This is a genomic window from Ruegeria sp. P8, assembly GCF_056534665.1.
In genome coordinates this window covers 132,904-158,695 of the sequence record NZ_JBQERC010000001.1, presented here as the reverse complement: position 1 = coordinate 158,695, position 25,792 = coordinate 132,904, and the positions used below count along the sequence as shown (strand labels likewise).

Sequence of the window (25,792 nt, the reverse complement as noted above, 5' to 3'; positions counted from 1 at the left end):
CCCCCTTTTGTCCCTTTGGGCCAATTCACCCCCGAGGATATTTTCGGCCAGATGAAGAGGATCCCGGATGAGCGGGACGGAGAAAGACATGAGCGATTTGGTGAACTTCTGGGCGGACGCGCTGCGCCAAAACTGGGGACTGGACGCACGGTTGACCCGGCTGGATGGCGAATATGATCTGAACTTTCTGGCGCAAGCCACAAATGGCCAGGACTATGTGCTGAAAGTCATGCGCGCGGGGTGCGATGCGGGTCTGGTAGATCTTCAGATCGAAGCACTTGCGCATATCGCCTCGGAAGCTCCCGGGTTGCCGTTTCCAAAGGTGTTCCCGGCGTTGAACGGCGCAATGTTGCCGGAAATTTCCGATTCCGAAGGGAAATCGCGGCTGGTGTGGTTGCAGGAACGCCTGCCCGGGCTTTGCTATGCACAAGCGAACCCGAAATCCGAAGAGCTGATCCTGAAATTGGGTCGTGTTCTGGGCGCAACGGATCGCGCTCTGGAGGGGTTTCAGCATGAAGCTTTGCACCGCCCGGATTTCAAATGGGACTTGGCGCAAGCGGGTTGGATCAGTGACAAGCTGGGCACCATCAGCGATCCCGCGCGTTGGGTGTTGCTTCGGGATATCTGCAACGAATTCACGGCGATCACGGATAGGCTGGGGCGCCTGCCGAAACAGGCCATTCACAACGATGCCAATGACTATAACATTCTTGTTGAAGGTGAATTGGGTGAGCGGAGGCAGGTTTCCGGCCTGATTGATCTGGGTGACATGTGTGCGGCACCGCGCGTCTGTGATCTTGCGATCGCCGGGGCCTATGTGGTGCTAGATCATGCCAGACCCGAGCGGGCATTGACTGCCCTTGTGCGGGGATACCATGCCGCAAACCGGCTGCAAGCCGAGGAGATCGACCTGATCTGGCCGCTGCTGCGGATGCGATTGGCAGTGTCTGTCCTCAACTCGACCCTGATGGCAGTCGAAAACCCGGACGACCCATATGTGACAATCTCTCAGGCACCTGCGTGGCGGTTTCTTGAGAATGCATCCGTCAATGGCGGGCTGATGTCTGCGCGTCTTCGGGCAGCGTGCGGGCTGCCGGTCGTGGACGGCGCAGAACGCATCCATGCGTATCTGCAAGGACATCGCGGCCGGTTTTCCCAGATGTTCGGTCAGGACCTAAGCGATACTCCGATGGGGTCGTTGTCAGTCGAGAATTGCGTGTGGCCCCAGAACCCTTTCCACATGCCATTGGCCGAGGCCGCACGTGTTGGCGAAGAATACGGCGAAGGGCTGTGGCTGGGCTATTACAACGAACCCCGCCTGATCTATGCCGAGCCAGGATTTCGCAAAGGGCCATGGAAAGCCTCGGACCGGCGAACAGTGCATCTGGCGGTGGATGTGTTTGCACCCGCAGGGACGGTGCTGCACGCGCCAATGAGCGGGCGGGTCGAGGTGGTCGAGAATCGAGATCAGCACCTCGATTACGGAGGGGTAATTATCCTGCACCATGAAACGCCCGAGGGCGATCCGTTCTATACACTCTATGGTCATCTGGACCCGGAATGCTGTGACCGGTTGAAACCCGGTGATCCGGTGGCACAAGGGGCAGCGTTTGCCCGATTGGGCGACGCCAGCCAGAATGGCGGATGGGCCCCGCATGTGCATTTCCAGCTGGCGCTGACAACCAATGGCATGGAAGCGGATTGGCCCGGTGTCGGCGACCCGGATGAGATGGAGCTATGGCACGCGGTTTGCCCGAACCCGGCGGCCTTGCTGAACCTGCCGGATGACAAGGTGTTCTACCAACCCACCGACAAGCAGGCGATCCTGCAGGGCCGCCGCGATCACTTTGGTGGCAACCTGTCGCTGACTTATGATGACCCTGTCATGCTGGTACGCGGGTGGAAACATCACCTGTTTGACGAATGGGGCCGCCCCTATCTGGACGCCTATAACAACGTCCCTCATGTGGGTCATGCGCATCCCCGTATTCAGGCAGTGGCTGCGGATCAGTTGAAGCGGATGAACTCAAATACCCGCTACCTGCATCCGGCACAGACAGCTTTTGCTGACAAGATCCTGTCCAAATTGCCCGATCACTTCGAGGTCTGCTTCTTCGTCAATTCCGGAACTGAAGCCAACGAACTGGCCCTGCGGCTTGCCCGTGCCCATACCGGGGCCAAGGGGATCGTGACGCCAGACCATGGCTATCACGGCAATACGAATGCGGCTGTGGCGATATCGGCCTACAAGTTCAACAAACCGGGCGGCATCGGGAAAGCCGACTGGGTTGAACTGGTTGAAGTTGCAGACGACTATCGCGGTTCGTTCAAGCGTGGCGATGCGGATCGGGCGCAGAAATTTGCTGATCTTGTGGACCCGGCCATTGCTGCCTTGCAGGACCGGGGTCAGGGTCTGGCCGGGTTCATCGCCGAAACTTTCCCGTCTGTCGGTGGACAAATCATTCCGCCCAAAGGTTACCTGCCAGCGGTTTATGAAAAAATCCGTGCCGCCGGGGGTGTCTGCATAGCAGATGAGGTGCAGACCGGTCTGGGTCGCCTGGGTGAGTATTACTTTGGATTTGAACATCAGGGCGCGCTTCCTGATATCGTGGTGATGGGTAAACCCATTGGTAACGGGCACCCTCTGGGTGTGCTGGTGACAACGCGGGCGATTGCCGACAGCTTCAATAACGGGATCGAATTCTTCTCGACCTTTGGCGGATCGACGCTGTCTTGCCGGATCGGTAAAGAGGTATTGGACATTGTCGATGACGAGGGCCTACAGGACAATGCCCGCCTGATGGGTGAGCGCCTGATGGCGGGGCTGCGCCAGATCGAAGCCGACTTTGGTTGCGTTGGCGATGTACGGGGCATGGGACTGTTTCTGGGTGTTGAGCTGATCAATCCCGACGGAACCGAAGGAACCGAGATTTGCAGCTATGTCAAAAATCGGATGCGCGATCACCGAATTCTGATCGGCAGTGAGGGACCAAGGGACAACATCCTGAAAATCCGCCCACCGCTGACGATTGAGGTCGAAGATGTGGACATGATCCTGTGGGTGCTAAGGGACGTGCTGTCCGAGGTCGGTGACTTCTCCCCTGCTCCGGTTTGCGGTCACGACCATCACCATGCGGGATGCGGGTGCTGCTGAAGGATTGACCCCGGCGCTTTGCCGGGGTTTGACCGTCCTGCAAGCACAGTCAATGCAAAACGGCAGTGCGGGTATCGTGGCCTGTCGTCGGAATCGCATTTCCCGTCGTCATACGCCGGAGCGTCAGGCCCAGTTCCTCCGACAGGGATGCCAGAGCAGGCGCAAAATCCGGGCGCACGATCAGTGACGCCATCATCATCGCGTCTTCGCGTGCCCCTTCGGATGCGGCGGCAACCATTTGGGCAAAACAATTCTCATCCGCGCCCAGACATGCACACCCCAGACCGTGCCTGATTAGCGGGCGTCGACAATGCGTTGCGCAAAGCGAACACAGACGATCCAGCGTCAGCATGGCGGCACGCCCGTAATCTGATCCCAGCGCTATGCAAAAATCGCTCGCGATATCAGCGCGACCGCTTTCACCCTGGCTCCACATCCGCAGATACATCACCGCACCCGCTTCGACTGGATCAAGATCCGCCAGACGGCCGACCGCGGCACCGCCGCGCAATGAATGCGCGCTCATTTCGTCAGGATCAGTTTACCTGCACGGGTGATGCGCAGGGTATACAATTGGTCACCCAACTCGATATGGGCCAGGTGGCCACCTTTGGTCAAATCCTCGGCCTTGTGCGCAGGCAGCATCGAGACAGCATAACCTTGGGTTGAGGTCGGGTTCTGTACGTTCATCGGGGCATCTCCAGAGCGAGTCGGCATGGTGCCATACCTGTTGCGTTTCGTTTTATCTGGCTGACCCGAGAGGGTTGGCTTTCCGTTCCTGTCATTAAATCTGATTATTTTAGTAAGGAATGTCAAGCGCTGTTTCAAATCAGGCGTCATTGAGCCGATTGCGCCCCTGAAAACGACGGGTTAAGACTTGGGGCGGGTATTGAAAGGCAAGCAAAACGTGACCGCAGCAGTTGTTTTTGATCTGGATGGAACGTTGGTCGACAGCGTCGGGGACCTGGCAGCAGCGGCCAATAAAACGCTGAACGGTCTGGGTCACGATCCTGTGCCCATTGATGTGATCAGAGGGTTTGTTGGCAATGGCCTTCCCAAACTGGTCGAGCGTTTGATGCGACACTGTGATTTGCCCATGGACCGCCACACGGAACTGACGCAACAGACACTGAAACACTACAATGCGGCGGTCAGTGCAACGACAGTGCCTTATCCCGGGGTTCTGGAGGCCTTGGAAACACTGAAACAGATGGGGTGCGTTCTTGGTATCTGCACCAACAAACCCGAAGCACCCGCACGTCACGTGCTGGAGGCGCTCAACCTATCCCGGTTCTTCGACGTTGTTTTCGGCGGTGATACATTGCCAATTCGCAAACCGGATCCGGGCCACCTGCTGGAAAGCTTCAATGCACTTGGGACCTCGGGCACACGCTTGTATGTGGGCGACAGCGAGGTCGACGCAGAAACAGCTGTAAACGCCAAGATACCGTTTCTGCTGTTCACGGAAGGGTACCGCAAAACCCCGGTGGCCAGCATACCGCACACCGTTGCTTACAGTGCGTCGGAAACACTGCCGACACTCGTGACCAAATTGATCCAAAACTAAGTAAGTTCACTCGACACGAGTCATAAAACGAATGACTTGGGCCTTCGCGACCCCCTAAAAGTTAAGAGGGGCCGGCCGAGGGGGTGTGACCAGCCCCTCATCGGGGAAAGTAAATACCGTGTTTGTGTGTGGTAAGTACGGTAGGTCATGTTTACCCCTGATCGGCAGTTTGCGAAATTGGGGGATTCCCGTAGTTCGGCGAAAATAACTGAAAAACTGGAAAAAGAGGCACGTCAGACCACACAATTTACCTGTGGTAATTTGCCTATAAGATAGCCCGACGGTTCGAACATTCGGTTCGCTGGTTGAATGGGTATAGGGTAACCCATGGAAAAACATGACAGAAATCAGAGAGCGGCGCGTCTGCAAATCCTGCAGGGCATTCTGCCTGTTGACCGCGCGCGCCTTCCGGCGGAAATGCTGGCCGGTCTGAGTTTTGCCTGCCTCGCGATCCCTGAAGTCATGGGTTACACCAAAATCGCCGGCACTCCGGTCATGTCCGGGCTGTATACGATCCTGATTCCCATGGCTTTGTTTGCGCTGTTCGGATCGTCCCGACACCTTGTTGTCGGCGCCGATTCGGCAACAGCGGCAATCACCGCCTCGGGGCTGGCGGGCTTGGCGGTGTCTGGAACTTCCGAGTATCTGGCACTGGCGTCCTTGCTGGCGCTTATGGCTGCTATGCTTTTGATTGCCGCGCGTGTCATCGGGCTGGGGTTTCTGGCTGATTTTCTGTCCAGAACGGTATTGGTCGGCTTTCTGACCGGCGTGGGCATTCAGGTTGCAACGGGCCAAATCCCCGGATTGTTGGGCATCGAATCCGCTGGGCACGGAACACTTGCAAGGTTGAAGGACGTTTACTTCAACATATCCAACGTCAACTGGCCAACCGTGATCGTCACATCAGCCGTGTTGGGCATTGTCCTGGGATGCACAAGACTGTCGCGCAAAATCCCGGGGCCGTTGGTTGCCATTGTCGGGGTGATCCTGTGCAGTTGGGCCTTTTCATTCAACACTTCCGGAATCTCGGTGTTGGGAGAGGTTGCCGGCGGTTTGCCCTCGTTCTCGATCCCGGACGTGCAGTGGAGCTGGACCTTGTTCAAACAATTGCTCCCCACGGCCTTGTCCATCTTCGTTGTTATTCTGGCACAAAGCGCCGCCACATCGCGGGCATACGCCTCGAGATATGATGAGACTTTCAACGAAAACACGGACCTGATCGGACTGGGTCTTGCGAATTTCGGAGCCGCATTTACGGGGACATTCGTGGTCAATGGCAGCCCCACAAAGACCGAGATGGTCGCCAGCGCCGGAGGGCGCAGCCAGGTGGCGCAACTGACAACAGTGGTAATAGTCCTGTTGGTTATCCTGTTTCTGACCAAGCCTTTAGCCTATCTTCCCACAGCAGCACTTTCGGCCATCGTTTTTCTGATCGGTCTCAAGCTGATCGACCTGCACGGAATGGCAACAATTTACAGGCAGGCCCGGTCCGAGTTCTGGGTTGCCACGGCAACCGCCACCGTGGTTGTTCTGGTTGGTGTCGAGCAAGGCGTCATTTTTGCCATGGTCCTGTCTTTGGTCGACCACACGCGCCGGGGATACCACCCAAAGAATTCGGTAGTATTGCGCACCGAGTCCGGTGGCTGGCGTTCAAAGGGATTGGAAGCACCAAACCAATTCGAGCCCGGTCTGGTAATCTACCGGTTTTCCCACGGCATGTACTACGCGAACATGCAGATATTCACCGAGGAAGTCACAACAATCGTTCAGAACGCAGACGGAAAACTGACATGGTTCTGCATCGACGCCTCGGCAATTGATGTTGTCGATTTCACAGCCGGGTTCACTTTGCGCAATATAATCAGATTCCTACGAACCAAGGGGATACGGCTGGTTTTCACGCTGGTCGAGCCAGATGTGAAAGCCGAGTTGGATCGCTACGGTGTAACAGAACTGGTTGGCGAAACTGCGTTCTATGAAAACGGCAAAGCTCTGCTGGATGCCTATCACATGCGCCCAAGTCCCATCTGACATTGTCACCGGTAGGTTCACGCCTTGGACATCTTCCCGACCCCCGGATTGAAAGAGTTGGTCGGATCACAGGATTTGTAATGCGCCGCCAAATCGGGTTTGGCTTTGTACAAGTGGCCCACATTGTGTTCGGCAGGATATTCAAAAAGGGTCAGCATAGCCGCCTTCAGCGCCTTCGGCGGCGTGCCCCTATCGGGTGGTCCGGTTTGTTTGTTACTGCACCGTGGGCCTCTGGTCTATTGGGACGATTATTTCGGGCGCAGGCCGGCGGTAGCCCAACGCGCTGTGCGGCCTGACGGAGTGATAGTGGACACGACATTGCTCAATCAGGATTTGCGCCTTCCTTAGGCTGTAGAAGATTTCACCGTTGAGCAGCTCATCCCGGAACCGGGCGTTGAAGCTTATGCAATGGCCGTTCTCCTAGGGTGATCCCGGCTCGATCTAAGCCGTCTTCGCCCCGACAGCTGTGATCCACCCTCGCAGCTTCTGGGCGACAAATCCCGGCCCATTGTCGGATCTTATGTATTCCGGCGGGCCGCGGAGGATGAACAGGTCAGCCAATGCATTCAGCGCATCGGTTGAGTTGAACTTGCGATCGACACGGATCATCAGCCCCTCGTTGGTGTATTCGCCAATGATGCTCAGCGTTCGATAGACGCGCCCATCAGCCAGAAGTCATGCCATTGGATAGCCAGTGAACAACTCGGGTGGGTCCAACACGACCAGTTTGCTTGCAAATAGGTTCGGTTTCCCATTGCGGTTCTTTCGAAAACCCGGCGTCAGATATCTTGACCGGGCGGTTCCAAAAGACCGCCGGGTTCCAACAATGCCCGCTCTGACAGCCATGGGTTAAGTTCTAGCGCTTCGGCAAGTGCCGCGCGCGCGTCGTCAAGGCGCTTCAGACCCAACAGTGACAAGGCGCGCCCGCTCAGCGCACCTATATGGTTCGGCGACAACTCGATCGTGACATTCAGATCCTGCAAGGCAGCAGCGAAGTCTTGTCGAAGATAGTTCACAAACGCACGCTGATTGTAGCCTTCGGCGTAGTTCGGGCAGTATTCGACAAGCTGGTCAAGCTCGTCCAACGCGCCCGGTAAATCCCAGGCCTCCCGCCGCGCCATTCCTCGGTCCAGCAAGCCTTGTGCACGCGCATCTGGCGCATCGGTCCAAAGCTCCCACATCTGGTTGGAAATAGCGCGCGCATCACTTTGCGATTCTGCCTTCTGAACCTGATTGATTAGCGCATCCACACCTTCTGAATGATCCGGAGAATCAGGGCAGGACTGGGCGTGCGCCGCGCAGGACAAGGCAACAACAGCAAGAGCGGCGAGGAAAGCGTGTATCATGTACCAAGGATGGCTCGTAATCCCGATCCGTCAAGCCTGATGCTCGAACCCACCCAAACTGCCGGTTTCCTTAACCGCCTCCATCGCCACAAAGGTCGAGGTGCTGGCGACATGCGGCAAGGATGAAATCTTTTCGGCCAGAACACGACGATACTCTGACATGGTGGCTGTGCGGACCTTCAACAAATAGTCGAAATTCGAAGCGATCATATGGGCTTGCTCGACCTCGGCAGTTTTTCGGACAGCCGCGTTGAACTCGGCCAGTGCCTTTTCGCGGGTATCGGTCAGACGCACCTCGACAAAGGCAACGTGGTCCAGCCCCAGTCTGATCGGATCCAGCATCGCCCGGTATCCCTTGATCACCCCGCTTGCTTCAAGCCGTTTCAGGCGCGCCTGTGTCGGTGATTTCGACAGACCAATTTCGCGCGCAAGATCGGCGACCGAAATGCGCCCATCCTCGGCCAGAATTCTCAGAATCGACCGGTCAAACCGGTCCAGGTCAGGAAAGTTCATTTGTGCTGCTCTCTGGCGAAATTTCAGGTGTTCCGCCTTCAATTATCGTAAACTCAGGCGATTGTCCTGAGTTTTCGCAGGTATATTGGCACAAAGACCGGAGGACTCATGTCTCATACCCTGCGTACATTAATCGACACCTCAACCTATGCTGACCAGTCGGCGATCCTTGAAACCCTGATCTCTCAGGCCAGCCTGAGCGCCACAGACCGCGCCGCCATCAGCGCCGCCGCCGCGCAGCTTGTGCGCGACATCCGCTCCAGCACGTCTCCGGGGTTGATGGAGGTGTTTTTGGCCGAATACGGCCTGTCCACCGACGAAGGCGTCGCCCTGATGTGCCTGGCCGAAGCGCTGTTGCGCGTGCCGGATGCCGACACGATTGACGCGTTGATTGAAGACAAAATTGCCCCTTCGGACTGGGGCAAGCATCTTGGGCACTCGTCTTCATCCTTGGTGAACGCCTCAACTTGGGCGCTGATGCTGACGGGCAAGGTTCTGGACGAAGGCAAGGCCTCGCCTGTTGGCGCCCTGCGCGGGGCCATCAAGCGATTGGGTGAACCCGTGATCCGTACCGCCGTGTCGCGGGCGATGAAGGAAATGGGGCGGCAATTCGTGTTAGGTGAATCCATCAACGCCGCGATGGAGCGTGCGCGCGGGATGGAAAACAAGGGATATACCTACTCCTACGACATGCTGGGAGAGGCCGCGCGAACCGAGGCGGACGCCGCGCGATATCACCTGTCGTATTCACGCGCCATCTCGGCCATCGCCGAAGCCTGCACCCATGAGGATATCCGCGCCAACCCGGGAATTTCAGTCAAGTTGTCAGCCCTGCATCCCCGTTATGAATTGGCGCAGGAAAAGCGCGTGATGGATGAACTGGTTCCCCGACTGCGGGCGCTGGCCCTTTTGGCCAAGGCCGCTGGTATGGGGCTAAACGTCGACGCCGAAGAGGCGGATCGCCTGTCTTTGTCACTGCAGGTGATTGAGGCGGTGATGTCCGATCCGGCGCTGGCCGGCTGGGATGGGTTCGGCATCGTGGTTCAGGCTTATGGGCCACGCGCGTCGCTGGTTCTGGACACGCTCTATGACATGGCTGAACGCCACGATCGCAAGCTGATGGTGCGTCTGGTCAAAGGCGCCTATTGGGACACCGAGATCAAACGCGCGCAGGTCGAAGGCGTGGATGGCTTTCCCGTCTTCACGCACAAGGCGGTCACGGACGTGTCCTATATCGCCAATGCGCGCAAATTGCTGGGCATGACAAACCGGATCTATCCGCAATTCGCCACCCACAACGCCCATACAGTCAGCGCCATCCTGCACATGGCCGAAGGTCAGCCTTTTGAGTTCCAGCGCCTGCATGGCATGGGCGAGACATTGCATCAGCTTGTGATGAACAGGCAGAAAACGCGCTGTCGCATCTACGCACCGGTTGGTGCGCATCGTGACTTGCTGGCCTACCTTGTGCGGCGTCTGCTGGAAAACGGGGCAAACTCATCCTTCGTCAACCAGATTGTCGACGAAAACGTCCCGCCGGAAGTGGTTGCCGCAGATCCGTTTGTTACTGTTCAAACGCCCCCACCCCCTTTGCCCACCGGCCCCGAACTGTTCCAGCCGGATCGCCCCAATTCCATGGGATTCGATCTTCACCACACTCCGACGCTGGACAAGGTTGATGCAGCGCGGGACCAGTTCCGTGCATATCACTGGTATGCACAGCCCTTGCTGGCTGACGCTGCAAAACCCCGGGCGGATGAGCCGGTAGTCAACCCGGCAAATCCTGCCGACAAACCAGGTGCGGTCGCCTCGGCAAGTGACGCGGATGTTGAACTGGCGCTGGCTTCGGCAAAGCCGTGGCAGGCCCCGGCAGCCGAACGTGCCCGCATCCTGAACTCTGCTGCCGATCTTTATGAATCGCATTACGGCGAGTTGTTCGCCCTGCTGGCGCGCGAGGCTGGCAAATCGCTGCCTGACGCCGTGGCGGAACTGCGTGAGGCGGTGGATTTCCTGCGCTACTACGCCGCCAACATACCTGATGCCGAGCCCGCTGGCGTATTCACCTGCATCAGCCCTTGGAACTTCCCGCTGGCGATTTTCTCAGGGCAGATATCGGCAGCTTTGGCGACCGGGAACGCCGTTTTGGCCAAGCCTGCGCCGCAAACACCCCTGATCGCACACCGCGCCGTTCAATTGCTGCATGAGGCCGGTGTGCCGCGCGACGCGCTGCAATTGCTGCCGGGTGGTCCGGCCGTGGGCGCGGCGCTGACATCGGATGCGCGCGTCTCGGGCGTGGCCTTCACCGGCTCGACAACGACCGCTCTCAGAATCCGGTCGGCAATGGCTGGGTCCATGCGCCCCGGCACGCCGTTGATCGCAGAAACTGGCGGCCTGAACGCCATGATCGTTGACAGCACCGCACTTCCCGAACAGGCCGTGCAATCGATCATTGAAAGCGCTTTTCAGTCCGCGGGTCAGCGGTGTTCCGCACTGCGATGCCTGTACCTGCAACAGGATATCGCAGATGACGTGCTGACCATGCTCAAAGGGGCAATGGATGCCCTGCGCATCGGTGATCCGTGGCTGATCTCTACCGATTGCGGCCCGGTGATCGACGCGCAAGCCCGGCAGGTCATCGCTGATCACGTCGCCACGGCACGGGCCGAAGGGCGCGTTCTGAAAGAGCTGTCGCTGCCGCCAGAAGGCATCTTTGTTGCCCCCACGCTGATCGAAATCTCGGGCATTGCCGCGCTGGAGCGCGAGATTTTTGGCCCCGTGTTGCACGTGGCACGGTTCAAAGCGCAGGAAATCGACAAGGTCATCGCGGATATCAACGCAACCGGATACGGGCTGACCTTTGGCCTGCAAACCCGGATCGACGACCGGGTGCAGCATGTCACCGAAGCAATCCATGCCGGAAACATCTATGTAAACCGCAATCAGATCGGTGCCATCGTTGGCTCCCAACCTTTTGGCGGTGAAGGGCTGTCAGGCACCGGCCCGAAGGCGGGCGGCCCGAATTACATGGCCCGGTTTTGTGCACCGGATCGGCAAATCACGACAGAAACCTGGGAGCATTTGGCACACCTACCTGCCCCTCAAGGCCAACCTGCCCCAATCCGGACCCGTTCTCTGCCCGGCCCAACCGGAGAATCGAACCGGCTGAGCGAATATCCCCGCCCGCCTCTTCTGTGCATGGGGCCGGGGGAAACGGCGGCGCGCGCGCAGGCTGAAGCTGTACAGGCGCTGGGTGGAACCGCCATTCAGGCAACCGGAATGCTTGACCTTCACCGGTTAGAGAACCTGACCGGTATCTCTGGTGTCCTTTGGTGGGGCGACGCTGAAACCGCGCAGCAGATCGAACAGCACCTGGCCCGCCGGAACGGTCCCATTGTGCCCCTGATTCCCGGCAGACCCGACCGCGCGCGTGTGTTGGGTGAGCGCCATGTGTGTGTCGATACGACCGCAGCTGGCGGAAACGCTGCGTTGTTGGGAGGTGCGGCGTAAGCTTGCCTTGACGCTGGGCGCGCAAAAGCCCAGCGTCACCTCATGTTTCCGATCCGCGACCATAACCCCTCGGGGCGCACGCCTTATGTTGTCTACGCCTTACTGGCGACCAACTTCCTGATCTTCCTCAGCTATGTGGGGATCATGAATGATGCGCCACTTATCAACCGGCTGTTTTTCGACTATGCCATCATCCCGGCACGGGTCAGTGACGGGGTTGGTCTGGAAACCCTTGTGACATCCATGTTCCTGCATGGGGGATGGATGCATCTAGCCGGGAACATGCTGTTCTTGTGGATATTCGGCGACAATCTGGAAGACGAAATGGGCCATCTGCCCTTTTTGCTGTTCTACCTGGTCGCAGGTATCGGCGCAGGTCTGATCCATGTGGTTACAGGGCCGGACTCTCAGGTGCCTACCGTCGGCGCCTCGGGCGCGATTGCGGGTGTCATGGGGGGATACCTGCTGCTGTTTCCCAAAGCGCGTGTGGATATTCTGCTGATCCTGGTTGTCTATTTCAGGGTCTTTACCATCCCCGCTTTCATCATGCTGGGCGTATGGTTAGCGATACAGTTCTTTGGCAGCGTCACCAGCAACCCGGACGAAGGCGGTATCGCCTACTGGGCCCATACCGGCGGATTTGCAGTAGGGCTGATCCTATGCGTGCCGCTATGGCTGCGACGCGGTGGCGTGCAATTCTGGAACCGCACGCACGGGCACCCGCCCCACCCTGAGGCAAAGTACAAGCTGTCGCAGTCACGTATACCGCGCGTTCCGCGTCGATAAAGCTGAACTGAGGGGCGATCAGCCCATGGGCGCTATCTTACCAGATCGAATACCAAAATTGGGTAGCCTACGCATCCTGTGAGCGGTTGTTGCCGTTCGTGCAGAACGCGGCGAAGGTGCCAAGAGAACTCGGGGTCAGCATGCCAGTTTTGGTGCGCGTGTTCGCAGCATGGGAACCGCCGCGGCTGCTTCATTCTCAACGCCGCCGCGCGGGTTAAAACCAGCCATTCAAGCTTGGCCCTGCGAAATTAGATTCCAAATTCAGGGTTGCAAGGCACGCTCGCCGTTCACCGGCACGGTAATTGTTCGCACCTGAGGTGTCAGATTTAGCTCCGAGCAGCCAGGTGCGTTGCTCAAGCTCCGAAAAAAGTTTGACGTTGAGCGGTTCATTGCTGAATCCCCTGCCTCAACACTACCAGATTGGAGGAGTCGTTGCCCAGATAACCCTGCATTTTCCCTCGCCAAGGTTTCGATACCGATGAGGGAGGCTACTTTCAAAATGAAATGAATCCCCTTGGTTCAGGATATGCGACCTGCCATCAATCGATATTTCCAGACATCCTTCAATCACGACCCCGCATTCCTCACCGGCATGAGAATACGGTTCATCACCTGATCCGCCTCCCGGCTCAAGATCTAGATCCATGACCTGTAATTCACCTTCGTCGTGCGCTGTCAAAAAGGACTTGAGCACCCCTTTACTGCTGAGATCAATTGACCTGCGGTGATTGGCCCGAACGATATAGCTCTCATCATCTGCCGCCTCGTTTTCATCTACACTGAACAGCTGTAGTACCGACAACCGCAACGCGCCACTGATCGAGCGCAAGACCCGAACCGACGGAGATGATAACCCCCTTTCGATTTGGCTAAGAAGGCCCACCGATATCCCTGCCTCGTCAGAGATATAAGTCAGTGTAAGTCCCAGTTCTTTACGCCGATCGCGTATCGCGCGACCAAGTCGCACGTCTTCGCTTACTCCATCCGTTGCAGCCGTTGCTGAGTGGTTTGAGTTGTTTGGCATAATGATAAAGACACGCTCTCTTCGTTGCTTGAATACGAAGAATACCTTCCACCACTCTTCATGTCCATGAAATACACCCAACTTTTCACATTGACCGTGGAAGAAGCCCGCATAAGCATGATATTTCATTTTAATGAAAAAATGTCGAAAATTTTTCAATCTCATCTACACTCGAGGAATGTTGACCTGTCAGGCGGGTCCGCAGGACCTCAGAACAGTGAAGAACCAACAAGGAGAAGTTTCATGAACATGAAAGTACTTACCACACTCGCTGCAGCGACCTGGCTGTCTGTTGCGAACGGCACTTTCGCGGAAACTCTTAATGCCGGGGTAACGACCACGGGTGTGCTGTTTACGTTTGTTGATATCCAAACCGGACAACCGACAGGAGCCATGGTTGACATTGCAAATGCGATTGGTGCGGAAATCGGAATGGAGATGCAATTTGAAGTTACTGCGTTTTCGGCACTCATTCCCGCGCTGACCACAGGAAAGATTGATCTTATCTCTGCGGGCATGCTGATCACCGACAAACGCGCAGAGGTCGTTGACTTCTCAGACAGCCCTTACAGCTATGGGGACGCCATGTTCGTCGCTGCGGACAACCCTGAAAACTATACGCGAGACGATCTAGCGGGCGAGGTGATTGGAGCGCAGGTTGGAACTGTGTACGCGGATTCCCTGGCGGAGATTGGGGGATTCGGCGAGATCAAGTTGTATGACTCGATCGTAGATATCATGCGCGACGTTCAACTTGGTCGGATCAAAGCGGGTTTCGGCGACGGCCCCATTGTCGGATACCAGATTTCACAAAATCCCAATCTGGGTGTTCGTCTGGTTGAAGGCTATGAACCAATGAAACCGGGCAGAGTCGGGTTGGCTGTAGACAAAGGAAATGCCGAGCTGCTGAAACAGGTGAACGAGGCGTTAGCAAAGTTGCAGAATTCGGGTGAGCTGAAGGCCATCTTCAACAAATACGGCCTTTGAGAAACTTCCCTAACCAGCAAGAGGGCGCTGGCAGCTCACCAAGTGATGTGCCAGCGCTACGACCGTAGGAACAGCGCCAATGTCAACCTTTCTTGAACGCTCGATCGAGTATCTACCTCTGCTTTGGAGTGGATTGAAGCTTACAATTGCCGTCACAGTGCTTGCACTGCTTTTATCAACCTTGTTGGGATTATTGTGGGCTCTGCTCAGAACTTCAGGAATCCCAGTCCTTGCTCAAGGTATTCGGTATCTGACAGAATTCATACGCGGCATCCCGATCCTCGTGGTTTTGTTCTATATCTATTTTGTGATGCCCGAAATCGGCATCGACCTTACCGCGTTTCAGGCTGGCATCATCGGGTTGGCGCTGACCTATTCCTGCTATATCGGCGAAACCTTTCGTGCGGGGATAGAGGCGGTAGACCGCGGCCAGGTAGAGGCGGCAAAAGCCATCGGAATGAAGCACGGTATGATGATGCGTCGAGTGGTACTGCCGCAGGCGTTTAGAATTGTCCTGCCACCCTATGGCAACAATACGATCATGCTACTCAAAGACAGTTCACAGGTCTCTGTTATTTCAGTTGCCGAGTTGACCATGCGGGGAAAAACACTGGCTTCTTCAACCTTCGACAACATGACAATTTTCACTTTGTTTGCGCTGCTTTACCTGAGCTTGACCATCCCCCTGAACATCGCGATCCGGCGAATGGAAAACAAAATGGGCGACGCAAAATGATCGAATTCAAGGAGGTTCATAAATCCTTCGGCTCACTGAACGTGTTGCAAGGTATCAACGCCAATGTCGAAGTGGGCGAAGTTGTTTGCCTTATCGGGCCTTCGGGCTCTGGTAAGTCAACGATGCTCCGGTGCGTAAACGGTCTGGAATCTTACCAGGCAGGTGACATTCTGATCGATGGGAAGCGTGTCGATGTCACATCACCGACAATTCACCAACTTAGAGCGCAAGTGGCTATGGTGTTCCAACGTTTCAACCTTTTCCCCCACCGAACGGCTTTGGAGAATGTCATGGAGGGGCCGCTTTATGTTCTGAAACAGGACAAGTCCGAGGTACGGGATCGCGCAATCGGATATCTGGAGCGGGTCGGATTAGCCGAAAAAATCAACGCCTACCCTGCCTCGCTGTCCGGAGGGCAACAGCAAAGGGTCGCTATTGCCCGGGCCTTGGCTATGCAACCCAGAGCCATTTTGCTCGACGAACCAACATCGGCACTTGATCCGGAAATGGTCGGCGAGGTGTTACAGGTTATGCGCGCCCTCGCTGAGGAGCACATGACCATGTTTGTGGTGACCCATGAGATTCAATTTGCCCGGGAAGTCGCTGACCGCGTGCTGTTCCTGGATAAGGGTCAAATCGCTGAGCAGGGTAAGGCGCAGGAAGTTTTGCGAAATCCAACACATCCGCGCACCCAGGAATTCCTAAGGCGGGTCACACACCCTGAACAAGGGTGAAATGATGCTGGTTAAATCCAGCCGCTGCCCCAATGACATTTACGGAGAACAACAATGTTCAATCTTGTTGGCCTGAAAGATCTCGATGCGATCCAAGTTGGCGACTACAGACCCAAACCGACAACCCTGACACCGGGGCAACAGGAAGCTACTGCGCACGTTTACACATCGCCAACCGGCGATACCAAGATCGGTATCTGGGAATGCACTCCGGGCGAGTTCACTGCAGACCGTAGTGGCATGGCAGAATACTGTCACATTCTGTCCGGTTCGGCGACGATCACTGATGCCGATGGTGGCCATTCCGTAACCCTTGGCGCGAATGATTTTCTTGCCCTGCCCAAAGGTTGGAAAGGCACCTGGGCAATCCACTCCCACGTCCGCAAGCTCTATTTCCTGGTAGAGAATACAAATTGACGACCGTATTTTGAGTTTCGGAGTTTGACCGCAATGCTAGACTCTATCTGGTCCGCCACGGCAAATAGCACCCCAAAATTCCCCGCTTTGGCCGACAACTGCAAGGCTGATGTCGCGATCGTAGGCGCAGGTTACACTGGCCTCTCCTGTGCTCTTTCTCTTGCTGAAGCGGGTGCAAACGTCATCGTCGTTGAAGCTGAGCAACCTGGATTTGGTGCCAGTGGGAGAAATGGTGGTCAGGTCATTCCCGGCCTCAAGTACGATCCTGACAAGCTGGACCGCATGTATGGCGAGGTAACCACCGAATTTGTCGGCGGTGCTGCGCAACATGTGTTTGATATTATCGATAGACATAACATCCAATGTGACCACCGCCAGGACGGCTGGATTCAGACAACTGTAAAAACCTCGCATATCCCCACTTTGCAAAGCCGGATGCAGCAATGGGAAAAGCGGGGGGCCTCCGTCGAATGGCTGGATGCTGCGCAGGTCGCTCGTCAGACGGGTTCAAGAAGGTTTGTTGCAGGTTGGAAAGACCGGAGGGCTGGCTGTGTGCACCCGCTGAATTATGCCACCGGGCTTGCACAAGCGGCTGCGGATGCCGGGTGTAAGATTTACGGCAAGACCCCTGTTTCCCGGATACAATCAGATGGCGCGGGATGGAAACTGTCGGTAGGCGAACAAGGGCAGATCAAAGCAGATCAGGTGGTGCTGGCGACCAACGGCTATACAAGCCACCTGTGGCCCGGATTGCGCCAGACAATGGTGCCCGCCAACAGTTCTCAGGTGGCCACAAAGCCTCTGCCCGAAAGCATTAGCCAATCAATCTTGCCCGAAGGCTGCGTTGTATCGGACACTCGGCGTATCGCTAATTATTTTCGGATTGGCCCGGGGAACCGTCTCATGGTGGGGGGGCGAGGACATTTTGCAGAACCACGCGGGCCGAACTCTTTCAAACGTATCCATGCTGACTTGAAGGCGCTTTTCCCTTCTCTGGAAAATCAAGAGTTGGAATTTATGTGGTCTGGACGCGCTGCAATGAATTTGGACCACCTGCCTCATATCTATCAACCGGCTGCCGGAGTCACGGCCGCACTGGGGTATAATGGCAGAGGTCTGGCGCTTGGCAGTGCATTGGGGGCGGCAATTGGTGCCCATCTGGCGAACTCTTCCATCCCTCTGCCGTTGCCGGCGGACCGGATGAAGCAGCTCCCCTTTCATCGCTTGCACCCATATATCGGCACTGCCGCGATCTGGTACTTTCGTCTGCGGGACTTACTGGAGAGGTGATCTGAGAATCGACCTGGCGCATCAGCAAGCACCTGGAAGGATAGCAGCGGCCCCATTGCACGGCTGTCATGTCCAGACGTGGTGCTCGGGATCGGCTGGCAGCGTGACGACAAAGTGTGGAAGTACTCTATGGGAAGCAGGTTCTCCTTCCGCGAGGCCATCCACTCGCGCTTCGCCGGTCTCTGGCTTTCGCGGCAAAGCCAGTATTAGCCGAACTTGTACATGTCATGCTGAACACATCGCCATTTGGTGACGATTGTTGATACGCGGGCCATCCCGAGCGGACAATGAAATCGGCACCGCTCTCCAAAATATACTCCAGCCGCGACGGCCTCTCATTGGCGCGGGCACCATCGGCAATATCCCCGGTATGAACCGGAAAGTGCTTGTGGCATTCGCCACTATGCCCGTCGGTAACCTCAATGGCCCGGAATATGTCCGTCGCCCCGCAACGATATGTAATCGCCACGCCTGACCATTCTTTCTGGGTCCCATGACCGTTATTCCGTCAACCAATGAGGCAACCGAACGGTCATGTGACCAGATCTTGATCTTATCCGCCAAAAGCATCTGGCATGTTGTTTCCAGCCAGCTTGCACTCCCGCGGGGCCGCTTCAATACACCAACGTCATACAAACCGTGATCTCGGCAGACGCTGCGCAGGCCGAAGCGGACGATAGTGAATGGCCATAGGGCCTATGATGCTGGCAAGCCGCAAAAGTGACTGGGAGACCGCGACCTTCCGGCTGCGTTGGCAGGCACCGGCTTCCCGTGCGGCCACCCAAATGTCAACTACATCACCATGAACGGAAACAAGCCCGCTCCGGCCCTTTAACTCGGGATTGAAACCAGTCTTACGCCTTCCAAAACAGAGCAAGACTGATTTATGGATCGCTTAAGTTAGCGCCTGTGGGCGATCAGCCCCGGATCACTTTGGCGAATTGATCAAAGATCGGTTCATTCGAGCAGATCACTTCACCATCTTCCAGCGCGTTACCCTCGGGGTTCAGGGCCTGCACAAAGCCGCCAGCCTCTTTCACGATGATGATACCGGCGGCGACATCCCACGCGTTCAGGCGGCGTTCCCAGAAGCCTTCGTACCGGCCCGCAGCCACATATGCCATGTCAAGCGCCGCAGCACCCCAACGGCGCACACCGGCGCAAGCGGGCATCAGACGCGCCAGATCCTGCAGGGTTGCAGGCAGGTCAGAACGACCCCCAAAGGGCAGGCCGGTTGCAAAGATCGATTCTATCATGCGGTGACGCCCCGACACTCGAATTCGGGTGTCGTTCATCCACGCGCCCTCGCCTTTTTCGGCAAAGAACATCTCATCCTTGGCGGCGTCATAGATCACGCCGGCTACGATCTTGCCTTTGTGCTCCAGCGCGATGGAAATCGCCCAGTGCGGCAGGCCATGCAGAAAATTGGTGGTGCCGTCCAGCGGATCTACGATCCAGCGGCGGGTCGGGTCTTCTCCGTCGATGGAGCCACCCTCTTCAGCCAGCCAGCCATAGGTCGGGCGCGCACCCAGCAACTCGTCCTTCAGGATGGCTTCGGCCGCGATATTGGCCTTAGACACAAAATCGCCCGCGCCCTTCATCGACACCTGCAGATTCTCGACTTCACGGAAATCCTTGACCAAAGAACGCCCCGCCTTGCGCGCGGCCTTGATCATGATGTTGAGATTTGCACTGCCAACCATTGTAAAAAGGCTCCTGTCCGGTCAAACCGCGCGTATACTGCCGCAAGGCTTCCTTGCCAAGAGGAATGATGTGCATAACAGACCCGCAGAAAACGCCTCTACCGGGATTGCAGCTTGCGCGCCTCTTCGCGGGCCAGTTTCACCAGTTCCTGCACATAGGGCTTGTCCAGATCTTCTGATCGGACCGCTACATAAAGGCGACGCGTGATCCCCTCTTTGGTCAGGGGGCGGGTCACATAGTCCGAGTTGTATTTGACCTCGCGCACGACCCAATCCGGCAGAACCGAGATGCCTCGGTTTGAGGCCACCAGAAGCAGGATGACAGCTGTCAGTTCCACCTGCCTGATCGAGGCGGGTTCGACCCGTGCAGGGATCAACAATTGGCTGAACACATCCAGACGTGTGCGTTCCACCGGGTAGGTGATCAGGGTCTGGCCTCGGAAATCCTCAGCCTCGACATAGGCTTTTTCCGCCAGTGGATGGGCTGATGCAGCGACAAAGACGGGGTTGTAGTCAAACAGCTCCACAAACTCGACACCCGGCAGGTCTTCGGGATCGGATGAGACCACCAGATCAACCTCTTCCTTCTGCAAGGCTGGCAGGGCGTCGAAGGCCAGACCGGGTCGGATATCGACATCCACGTCGCCCCAGGATTTCCTGAAGGATTCAAGAACCGGAAACAGCCATTCGAAACACGCGTGGCATTCGATGGCGATATGCATCCGCCCGGTACGCCCGTCCCGCAGCGATGAAAACTCATTCTGTGCCGCCTCGACCTGCGGCAGGATCTGCTCGGCCAACCGCAGCAGACGCAAACCGGCGGCTGACAGCTTCATCGGCTTTGAACGTCGCAGAAACAGCTCGACCCCGGCCTGATCCTCCAACCCTTTGATCTGATGACTCAATGCGGATTGAGTGATGTTCAACTGGTCGGCAGCGCGCGCCAACCCACCGCATTCATGGATCGCCTTGATGGTACGCAGGTGGCGGAATTCAATGTGCATCTCAAGTATCGTTCATGTTGTTGTTGAATAATATGAGTTTGTCTCACAATGCCCGTCATGGCACAAGATAGTCAGTTGATCCAGTGAGGCAGCCATGTCCAAACCCGAAATTTCATTCGAGTTCTTTCCGCCCAAAACTCTGGAGGCTTCTTTCCGCCTTTGGGATACGGTCCAGACATTGGCACCGCTGGAGCCCCGTTTTGTTTCCGTCACCTACGGTGCAGGCGGTACGACTCGGGAACTGACGCGCGACGCGGTCGCAACCCTGCATAAATCCTCTGGTTTGAACGTCGCTGCGCATCTGACCTGTGTTGACGCTTCGCGGCAGGAAACGCTGGAGATCGCCGACACATTCGCACGTGCGGGCGTGCAGGACATCGTGGCCCTGCGGGGCGACCCGCCAAAAGGGCATGATCGGTTCGTACCGCACCCCGAAGGCTTTAACAGTTCGATTGAGTTGATTGAGGCGCTGGCTGAAACCGAAATGTTCAGCATCCGTGTCGGGGCTTATCCTGACATGCACCCTGAAGCCGCCGACATGTCAGCAGACGTGGATTGGCTGAAGGCCAAACTTGACGCGGGCGCTGACGAAGCGCTGACGCAATTCTTTTTCGAGGCCGAAACCTTCTTCCGTTTCCGTGATGCCTGCGCAAAGGCGGGTATCGACAAACCGATCGTTCCGGGCATTCTGCCGATAGAAAACTGGGCAGGTGCGCGCAAGTTCGCCAGAAGTTGCGGCACGCATATTCCCGATTGGGTCGAACAAGCCTTTGAAAAGGCCGTGCGCGACGGGCGTGAGGATCTGCTGGCAACTGCGATCTGCACCGAGTTGTGCTCGGACCTGATCGAAGGTGGCGTGGACAAGCTGCATTTCTATACCCTCAACCGCCCGGAATTGACGCGCGATGTGTGCTTTGCCCTTGGGATTACGCCACAAGTCGATCTTCAAAACGTCGCCTGACAACTGAAAAACCCAATGATTCGCCCGGGTTACGAATTTTCCCGGGCGTTTTCCTTTTCTTATGCGTGACCTGTTTCACAGTCGTATCCGCGAATTCACACCTTTGCGGAACAATGGAATCCTCGCATCGCGATTGTTGTCAGCTTCCCTCTCAATCAACCATGAAATTTGACAAAACCATGCCCTCGGCAACACTAGGGCTGTGTAGTTTTTAATGAGTGTTTTGAGTATGGAACCTGTCGATAAGGTTAGGGCACGCACGGATGCCCTGGCAGATCTGGGCCTGAACCCGTCTGCCAATTCCAGTGAAATACGAGAGGCCTGGCGTCACATCGCCTTTCACACGCATCCTGATCACAAGGAAGGCGACAGTTCCGGGTTTTCACGCGCCAAGGCAGCCTATGATTTTCTGCGCAAAGAAGGGCTGGCGACAAAGGGCGGTGCTGCTGCTGGCCCGCCACAACCACGTCGGGCACGGTTGAAGAGACGTATCATCGAGCTTCCGCAAGAGGATATTGCCGCCTGTGAGGCAATGCTGAATCCCGGGCAAGTGCTGTCGCATATGAACAGTCAGCCTGGTATTCAACCCAAATGTGGCAGCGGTGTTGCTGACCATGTCCCCGACGCGGTCGGATGCTATGGGCGGCACCTGACTTACTTTGTCACGACACCGGTCAATCAGGGCGCAAATCGTGTGGCTTTGCCAACGACCGTTCTGACCAGTGCGCGGCACACCACAGCGGAAATCCTGAGCTTTCAATCCAGCGATACGGGCGCCGGGGAAGTTGTCATTCCCGATACTATCCGCGAAAGCAAGTTTCCGGGTGCCAAGAGCGTCAGGATCCGGTTTGACGCGGATCAGGCGATACGGGATCAATTCTGGCTTGCAGGCTGAACGAAAAAGCCCGGCTGGTTAAGCCGGGCTTTGTGCATTTGCGGCCAGGTCAGTTTTTCACCGGACCTTCCGAGGTAAATTTCGGGATCACGCTGGTCGAGGCGTCAGACGGCTCGATACCCGGCCAGTTGCCTTCAGCAAGGTTGATGTTGCCCGGAATGTCTTCTTCGAAGAACCCGACGACCACATCCGTGATGTTGAGATACAGCTTGTCGTCAACGATCCGCCACAAGTTCGGGTTTGCCGGAACCTTGCCACCGCGCGACACGCCATAGGCGCAGTGCCCATCATATTGCGGCGCATAATAGGCCGGGTTTTCCAGAAATTTGTCGCGGTTTTCCTCGGACGAGAATGCCCAGGTTGCACCATTGTATTCGGCAGTAATGCTGGCATTGCCACGCACGCCTTCGTGCTGTGGCTGACCTACCGGTACCTGATCCAGGTTGCGATAGGCGACAACATCATACCCCGAGACGGCAAACCCTGTGCCGTCAATATATTGCGGCCCGGCAAATGCCGGAACGGCCAGGGCCATGGCCGCAGCAAAGGTCAAAGCAAAGCGTTTCATGTAGTTTATCCTTTTCGTTCCAGCGGTATCGGTGACGCCGTGATGGCAGGTCTGGCAAAACAATATGCGATTCCCATTCTGTTCGTAGCCCTCCTCGCGCCGCTGTGACCCCTCTCGAGCAAACGTGAGAGTTTGGTCGCGGATTATTACAAATTATGCCGGAAAAGCTGGGTTGGACTCGGCGGATTGCAACACTACCTGTAAGACTGCATCGAACGCGGCCCGGACAAAGGCATGAAAGGCAAGAAATGAGCGACCAATCTTCGTATACCCCACCAGCAGTCTGGACATGGGACAGTGAAAGTGGCGGACAGTTCGCCAACATTAACCGACCTATTGCCGGAGCAACCCATGACAAGGACTTGCCGGTTGGACGTCACCCTTTGCAGTTGTATTCCCTTGCCACGCCCAACGGTGTCAAAGTCACGGTAATGCTGGAAGAGTTGCTGGCATTGGGTCACGAAGGTGCTGAATACAACGCCTGGCTGATCAACATCGGCGATGGCGACCAGTTCGGTTCAGGGTTTGTCGAGGCCAACCCAAACTCGAAAATTCCGGCCCTTTGGGATCGCTCTGGCGACAAGCCGGTTCGGGTGTTTGAAAGTGCCTCGATCCTGTTTCATCTGGCTGAGAAGTTTGGAGAGTTTCTGCCCGCGTCCGGGCCGGAACGGACCGAAGTCATGAACTGGCTATTCTGGCAAATGGGCAGCGCCCCTTATCTGGGTGGCGGGTTTGGCCATTTCTACGCCTACGCGCCCGAAAAGTGGGAATACCCGATCAACCGCTTTGCGATGGAGGCAAAACGCCAGCTGGACGTTCTGGACAGGGAACTGGCGAACAAGACCTATATCGCGGGCGAGGAATATACCATTGCCGACATGGCGATCTGGCCGTGGTACGGTCAACTGGTTCTGGGCCGACTGTACAGCGCGGCAGAGTTCCTTGACGCGGAATCCTACAAGAACGTGGTGCGCTGGGCCAAAGCGATTGACGCACGACCTGCGGTTCAGCGTGGCCGTATGGTCAACCGCGCCTTTGGCGAGCCGCACACACAGCTTCACGAGCGTCACGACGCCAGCGATTTCGAAACACGTACGCAGGACAAACTGGAAGCTGCTGCGGAATAGCAGCGTCCGATCCTGGTACCACGCGGCGCAATATGCGCCGCGTGTTTGCCTTTTGGTCGTTACTTCAGAATTGGCGGTTTCGCGGGATTGCTGCCCGGAACCTCGCGTACCAGATCTGCAACCTGCGGTTCGGGCAGGTCAAAGCGAAGCCCCGTCTTCGCCAGCAGCGCGGCAGCGGCGTCATCTGTGGCAAAGAACCCGACATCTATCGCCCCTGCTTCGATCCCCGAAAACGTCAGCGCCTCCGAAGCTGCTTTGGCCAGGGCGGGCTCGGCCCCTTCGATTGCACCGACAAACCCCAGCAAATGACCCTGAGCACCCGCCTCGGATTTCGTGGCGACCAGATAGGCTGCACTGGCAAGCCCGCCAGCAGTTGCCAGCTTTGCATCAAGGGCGGTCAACAGGCTGTCCGGCAGACCGGCGGGAGGCATGAACTCGGCCAGCTTTTCCTCGACCTCTTCCGGGCCATGCTGCAACGTTTCGGCCAGCCAGCCCAAGGCCTCGGCAGGCACCAGCATGGATGATGGCGCAGTTTCCAGGTTCAGGCCCAGCCCGATACCCTGCCCCGCCAGCATCCCCGACAACACACGCCCCGACAGCGCAACATAAGGCACAGGCCTCCCGGCAAACTGCGCCAATCGTTCCTCGCGGTCGAACGCCAACACAAAGCGCCCGTCGGCCACATCGAACACCTCGGGCGAGATGTTTTCGCCCATCGCTTCCTCGGTCAGCATCAAAAACAGCTCACTATCTGCAAGCCGTTCAAAAAACCGCAGACGGGCAGCATCGTTCTGCGGATCTGCCAGCATCGCGGCATGCGCCGTGTCCAACGCTGTGGTTTCAGTCATTCAGCACCTCTTGGACCCGCGCGCGCAGAACCGGCAGCAGTTCTGCCTCGAACCACGGGTTTTTCTTTACCCATGCCGTATTCCGCCAGGACGGATGAGGCAAGGCAAAGACCCGCGGCGCATGGTCCTGCCAGTTCCGAACGGTATCCGTCACCGACCCTCGCGCGCCCAGATGATATTTATGCGCATGACCACCGACCAACACCGTCAACGGCACCTGCCCCAGTTCCTGCATCACCCTGTCATGCCAGGTTTTGCCGCATATCGCGGGCGGAGGAAGGTCCGCGCCGCGGGCATCATAGCCGGGGAAACAGAATGCCATGGGCACAATCGACACAAGGTCACGATCATAAAAAACAGGTTCATCGACCCCAAGCCAGTGGCGCAGCCTATCGCCTGACGGGTCAGTAAAGGGCTGCCCCGACTCGTGCACGCGCGCACCCGGTGCCTGCCCTGCGATCAGGATGGGTGTCCCGCGCCGAAACCAAACCACCGGGCGGGGTTCATGGGCAGTTTTGGTTTGCGCAAAGGACGCGGCGCACAGGCGGCACGCGCGGATTTCGCCATCTAAATCTTTCATCTTGTTGCAAAACC

General features: G+C 56.9%; 23 protein-coding genes and 3 pseudogenes. 13 read left to right on the top strand and 13 right to left on the bottom strand.

Translation table 11 applies throughout. The annotated features are described in order from the left end of the window. Positions 1–88 precede the first annotated feature (88 nt). Positions 89–3,154: an aminotransferase class III-fold pyridoxal phosphate-dependent enzyme gene (locus ACR0BZ_RS00805; RefSeq protein WP_480919453.1), complete on the top strand. Its 3,066-nt coding sequence runs from the start codon at positions 89–91 to the stop codon at positions 3,152–3,154. A 49-nt stretch (positions 3,155–3,203) separates the two neighbouring features. Here the strand turns inward: ACR0BZ_RS00805 and ACR0BZ_RS00800 are convergent, their stop codons facing one another. Next, on the bottom strand, positions 3,204–3,680 hold the full coding sequence (locus ACR0BZ_RS00800; RefSeq protein WP_480475589.1) for a hypothetical protein: 477 nt from the start codon (positions 3,678–3,680) through the stop codon (positions 3,204–3,206). Further along, the gene (gene hemP, locus ACR0BZ_RS00795) at positions 3,677–3,844 is read right to left on the bottom strand and encodes a hemin uptake protein HemP (protein ID WP_480557740.1); all 168 of its coding nucleotides are present in this window, start codon (positions 3,842–3,844) and stop codon (positions 3,677–3,679) included. The genes ACR0BZ_RS00800 and hemP overlap by 4 nt, the downstream gene beginning before the upstream one ends. Positions 3,845–4,061: 217 nt before the next feature. Between hemP and gph the strand changes: the two genes are divergently transcribed. Then, entirely contained in the window at positions 4,062–4,721 is a 660-nt protein-coding gene (gene gph / locus ACR0BZ_RS00790; RefSeq protein WP_480919191.1) for a phosphoglycolate phosphatase, read from the top strand. A gap of 327 nt (positions 4,722–5,048) precedes the next feature. Further along, a complete protein-coding gene (locus tag ACR0BZ_RS00785) occupies positions 5,049–6,752 on the top strand; it encodes a SulP family inorganic anion transporter (protein WP_480919190.1) in 1,704 nt (567 codons plus the stop codon). Positions 6,753–6,769: 17 nt separating this feature from the next. On the opposite strand, the pseudogene ACR0BZ_RS00780 reads toward ACR0BZ_RS00785, so the two are convergent. The 4 genes and pseudogenes from ACR0BZ_RS00780 to ACR0BZ_RS00765 all read right to left on the bottom strand — a co-directional run. Further along, positions 6,770–6,943: pseudogene (locus tag ACR0BZ_RS00780) on the bottom strand (D-lactate dehydrogenase); the annotation flags it as partial. Between the two features lie 22 nt (positions 6,944–6,965). Continuing rightward, positions 6,966–7,418, bottom strand: a pseudogene (locus ACR0BZ_RS00775) (integrase core domain-containing protein); the annotation flags it as partial. Between the two features lie 113 nt (positions 7,419–7,531). Further along, a complete protein-coding gene (locus ACR0BZ_RS00770) occupies positions 7,532–8,098 on the bottom strand; it encodes a tetratricopeptide repeat protein (RefSeq protein WP_480482164.1) in 567 nt (188 codons plus the stop codon). Positions 8,099–8,128: 30 nt separating this feature from the next. Next, positions 8,129–8,611 (bottom strand): Lrp/AsnC family transcriptional regulator, encoded by a 483-nt coding sequence (locus ACR0BZ_RS00765; protein WP_480482166.1) that lies wholly within the window; start codon positions 8,609–8,611, stop codon positions 8,129–8,131. 108 nt (positions 8,612–8,719) lie between these two features. On the opposite strand from ACR0BZ_RS00765, the gene putA reads away from it, so the two are divergent. Further along, the gene (putA, locus tag ACR0BZ_RS00760; RefSeq protein WP_480919189.1) at positions 8,720–12,118 is read left to right on the top strand and encodes a bifunctional proline dehydrogenase/L-glutamate gamma-semialdehyde dehydrogenase PutA; all 3,399 of its coding nucleotides are present in this window, start codon (positions 8,720–8,722) and stop codon (positions 12,116–12,118) included. A 42-nt stretch (positions 12,119–12,160) separates the two neighbouring features. Then, on the top strand, positions 12,161–12,904 hold the full coding sequence (locus tag ACR0BZ_RS00755) for a rhomboid family intramembrane serine protease (protein ID WP_480919188.1): 744 nt from the start codon (positions 12,161–12,163) through the stop codon (positions 12,902–12,904). Positions 12,905–13,316: 412 nt separating this feature from the next. On the opposite strand, the gene ACR0BZ_RS00750 is transcribed toward ACR0BZ_RS00755, so the two are convergent. Next, positions 13,317–14,057 (bottom strand): cupin domain-containing protein, encoded by a 741-nt coding sequence (locus tag ACR0BZ_RS00750; protein ID WP_480919187.1) that lies wholly within the window; start codon positions 14,055–14,057, stop codon positions 13,317–13,319. On the opposite strand from ACR0BZ_RS00750, the gene ACR0BZ_RS00745 reads away from it, so the two are divergent. From ACR0BZ_RS00745 to ACR0BZ_RS00725, 5 genes are all read left to right on the top strand, one after another. Further along, positions 14,046–14,915 carry an ABC transporter substrate-binding protein gene (locus ACR0BZ_RS00745; protein WP_480919186.1) on the top strand — a complete coding sequence of 290 codons (870 nt, stop codon included), beginning with the start codon at positions 14,046–14,048 and terminating at the stop codon, positions 14,913–14,915. The two genes, ACR0BZ_RS00750 and ACR0BZ_RS00745, sit on opposite strands and share 12 nt — an antisense overlap. A gap of 79 nt (positions 14,916–14,994) precedes the next feature. After that, the gene (locus ACR0BZ_RS00740) at positions 14,995–15,651 is read left to right on the top strand and encodes an amino acid ABC transporter permease (RefSeq protein WP_480919185.1); all 657 of its coding nucleotides are present in this window, start codon (positions 14,995–14,997) and stop codon (positions 15,649–15,651) included. Then, entirely contained in the window at positions 15,648–16,385 is a 738-nt protein-coding gene (locus tag ACR0BZ_RS00735) for an amino acid ABC transporter ATP-binding protein (RefSeq protein ID WP_480919184.1), read from the top strand. The genes ACR0BZ_RS00740 and ACR0BZ_RS00735 overlap by 4 nt, the downstream gene beginning before the upstream one ends. Before the next feature lie 54 nt (positions 16,386–16,439). Further along, complete coding sequence (locus ACR0BZ_RS00730; protein ID WP_480919183.1) at positions 16,440–16,802, top strand: cupin domain-containing protein; 363 nt, start codon at positions 16,440–16,442, stop codon at positions 16,800–16,802. Between the two features lie 33 nt (positions 16,803–16,835). Further along, entirely contained in the window at positions 16,836–18,092 is a 1,257-nt protein-coding gene (locus ACR0BZ_RS00725; RefSeq protein WP_480919182.1) for an NAD(P)/FAD-dependent oxidoreductase, read from the top strand. A gap of 90 nt (positions 18,093–18,182) precedes the next feature. Here the strand turns inward: ACR0BZ_RS00725 and ACR0BZ_RS00720 are convergent. The 3 genes and pseudogenes from ACR0BZ_RS00720 to ACR0BZ_RS00710 all read right to left on the bottom strand — a co-directional run. Further along, positions 18,183–18,289 (bottom strand): annotated as a pseudogene (locus ACR0BZ_RS00720) (transposase zinc-binding domain-containing protein); the annotation flags it as partial. A gap of 720 nt (positions 18,290–19,009) precedes the next feature. Next, positions 19,010–19,795 carry an inositol monophosphatase family protein gene (locus ACR0BZ_RS00715; protein ID WP_480919181.1) on the bottom strand — a complete coding sequence of 262 codons (786 nt, stop codon included), beginning with the start codon at positions 19,793–19,795 and terminating at the stop codon, positions 19,010–19,012. Between the two features lie 98 nt (positions 19,796–19,893). Then, positions 19,894–20,799 (bottom strand): LysR family transcriptional regulator, encoded by a 906-nt coding sequence (locus ACR0BZ_RS00710; RefSeq protein WP_480919180.1) that lies wholly within the window; start codon positions 20,797–20,799, stop codon positions 19,894–19,896. Positions 20,800–20,893: 94 nt separating this feature from the next. Here ACR0BZ_RS00710 and metF point away from each other — a divergent pair, with 94 nt between their 5' ends. Continuing rightward, a complete protein-coding gene (metF, locus tag ACR0BZ_RS00705) occupies positions 20,894–21,760 on the top strand; it encodes a methylenetetrahydrofolate reductase [NAD(P)H] (protein WP_480919179.1) in 867 nt (288 codons plus the stop codon). Positions 21,761–21,989: 229 nt separating this feature from the next. Further along, positions 21,990–22,655: a DnaJ domain-containing protein gene (locus tag ACR0BZ_RS00700; RefSeq protein WP_480919178.1), complete on the top strand. Its 666-nt coding sequence runs from the start codon at positions 21,990–21,992 to the stop codon at positions 22,653–22,655. 49 nt (positions 22,656–22,704) lie between these two features. Here ACR0BZ_RS00700 and ACR0BZ_RS00695 read toward each other — a convergent pair whose 3' ends face one another. Next, the gene (locus ACR0BZ_RS00695) at positions 22,705–23,223 is read right to left on the bottom strand and encodes a YHS domain-containing (seleno)protein (RefSeq protein ID WP_480475567.1); all 519 of its coding nucleotides are present in this window, start codon (positions 23,221–23,223) and stop codon (positions 22,705–22,707) included. Positions 23,224–23,471: 248 nt separating this feature from the next. Here ACR0BZ_RS00695 and yghU point away from each other — a divergent pair, with 248 nt between their 5' ends. After that, complete coding sequence (yghU, locus tag ACR0BZ_RS00690; RefSeq protein WP_480482182.1) at positions 23,472–24,350, top strand: glutathione-dependent disulfide-bond oxidoreductase; 879 nt, start codon at positions 23,472–23,474, stop codon at positions 24,348–24,350. 59 nt (positions 24,351–24,409) lie between these two features. On the opposite strand, the gene ACR0BZ_RS00685 is transcribed toward yghU, so the two are convergent. Together ACR0BZ_RS00685 and ACR0BZ_RS00680 are read right to left on the bottom strand one after the other, a co-directional pair. Then, positions 24,410–25,198, bottom strand: coding sequence for an SseB family protein (locus tag ACR0BZ_RS00685; RefSeq protein ID WP_480919177.1), 789 nt, complete (start codon positions 25,196–25,198; stop codon positions 24,410–24,412). Then, a complete protein-coding gene (locus tag ACR0BZ_RS00680) occupies positions 25,191–25,778 on the bottom strand; it encodes a uracil-DNA glycosylase family protein (RefSeq protein ID WP_267364354.1) in 588 nt (195 codons plus the stop codon). The genes ACR0BZ_RS00685 and ACR0BZ_RS00680 overlap by 8 nt, the downstream gene beginning before the upstream one ends. Between the last annotated feature and the right edge of the window lie 14 nt (positions 25,779–25,792).

Coding starts and splice junctions, on each gene's coding strand:
- ACR0BZ_RS00805 (WP_480919453.1), top strand. CDS start 89: ATGAGCGATTTGGTGAACTTCTGGGCGGACGCGCTGCGCCAAAACTGG.
- ACR0BZ_RS00800 (WP_480475589.1), bottom strand. CDS start 3,680: ATGAGCGCGCATTCATTGCGCGGCGGTGCCGCGGTCGGCCGTCTGGCG.
- hemP (WP_480557740.1), bottom strand. CDS start 3,844: ATGAACGTACAGAACCCGACCTCAACCCAAGGTTATGCTGTCTCGATG.
- ACR0BZ_RS00785 (WP_480919190.1), top strand. CDS start 5,049: ATGGAAAAACATGACAGAAATCAGAGAGCGGCGCGTCTGCAAATCCTG.
- ACR0BZ_RS00770 (WP_480482164.1), bottom strand. CDS start 8,098: ATGATACACGCTTTCCTCGCCGCTCTTGCTGTTGTTGCCTTGTCCTGC.
- ACR0BZ_RS00765 (WP_480482166.1), bottom strand. CDS start 8,611: ATGAACTTTCCTGACCTGGACCGGTTTGACCGGTCGATTCTGAGAATT.
- putA (WP_480919189.1), top strand. CDS start 8,720: ATGTCTCATACCCTGCGTACATTAATCGACACCTCAACCTATGCTGAC.
- ACR0BZ_RS00755 (WP_480919188.1), top strand. CDS start 12,161: ATGTTTCCGATCCGCGACCATAACCCCTCGGGGCGCACGCCTTATGTT.
- ACR0BZ_RS00745 (WP_480919186.1), top strand. CDS start 14,046: ATGATATTTCATTTTAATGAAAAAATGTCGAAAATTTTTCAATCTCAT.
- ACR0BZ_RS00750 (WP_480919187.1), bottom strand. CDS start 14,057: ATGAAATATCATGCTTATGCGGGCTTCTTCCACGGTCAATGTGAAAAG.
- ACR0BZ_RS00740 (WP_480919185.1), top strand. CDS start 14,995: ATGTCAACCTTTCTTGAACGCTCGATCGAGTATCTACCTCTGCTTTGG.
- ACR0BZ_RS00735 (WP_480919184.1), top strand. CDS start 15,648: ATGATCGAATTCAAGGAGGTTCATAAATCCTTCGGCTCACTGAACGTG.
- ACR0BZ_RS00730 (WP_480919183.1), top strand. CDS start 16,440: ATGTTCAATCTTGTTGGCCTGAAAGATCTCGATGCGATCCAAGTTGGC.
- ACR0BZ_RS00725 (WP_480919182.1), top strand. CDS start 16,836: ATGCTAGACTCTATCTGGTCCGCCACGGCAAATAGCACCCCAAAATTC.
- ACR0BZ_RS00715 (WP_480919181.1), bottom strand. CDS start 19,795: ATGGTTGGCAGTGCAAATCTCAACATCATGATCAAGGCCGCGCGCAAG.
- ACR0BZ_RS00710 (WP_480919180.1), bottom strand. CDS start 20,799: ATGCACATTGAATTCCGCCACCTGCGTACCATCAAGGCGATCCATGAA.
- metF (WP_480919179.1), top strand. CDS start 20,894: ATGTCCAAACCCGAAATTTCATTCGAGTTCTTTCCGCCCAAAACTCTG.
- ACR0BZ_RS00700 (WP_480919178.1), top strand. CDS start 21,990: ATGGAACCTGTCGATAAGGTTAGGGCACGCACGGATGCCCTGGCAGAT.
- ACR0BZ_RS00695 (WP_480475567.1), bottom strand. CDS start 23,223: ATGAAACGCTTTGCTTTGACCTTTGCTGCGGCCATGGCCCTGGCCGTT.
- yghU (WP_480482182.1), top strand. CDS start 23,472: ATGAGCGACCAATCTTCGTATACCCCACCAGCAGTCTGGACATGGGAC.
- ACR0BZ_RS00685 (WP_480919177.1), bottom strand. CDS start 25,198: ATGACTGAAACCACAGCGTTGGACACGGCGCATGCCGCGATGCTGGCA.
- ACR0BZ_RS00680 (WP_267364354.1), bottom strand. CDS start 25,778: ATGAAAGATTTAGATGGCGAAATCCGCGCGTGCCGCCTGTGCGCCGCG.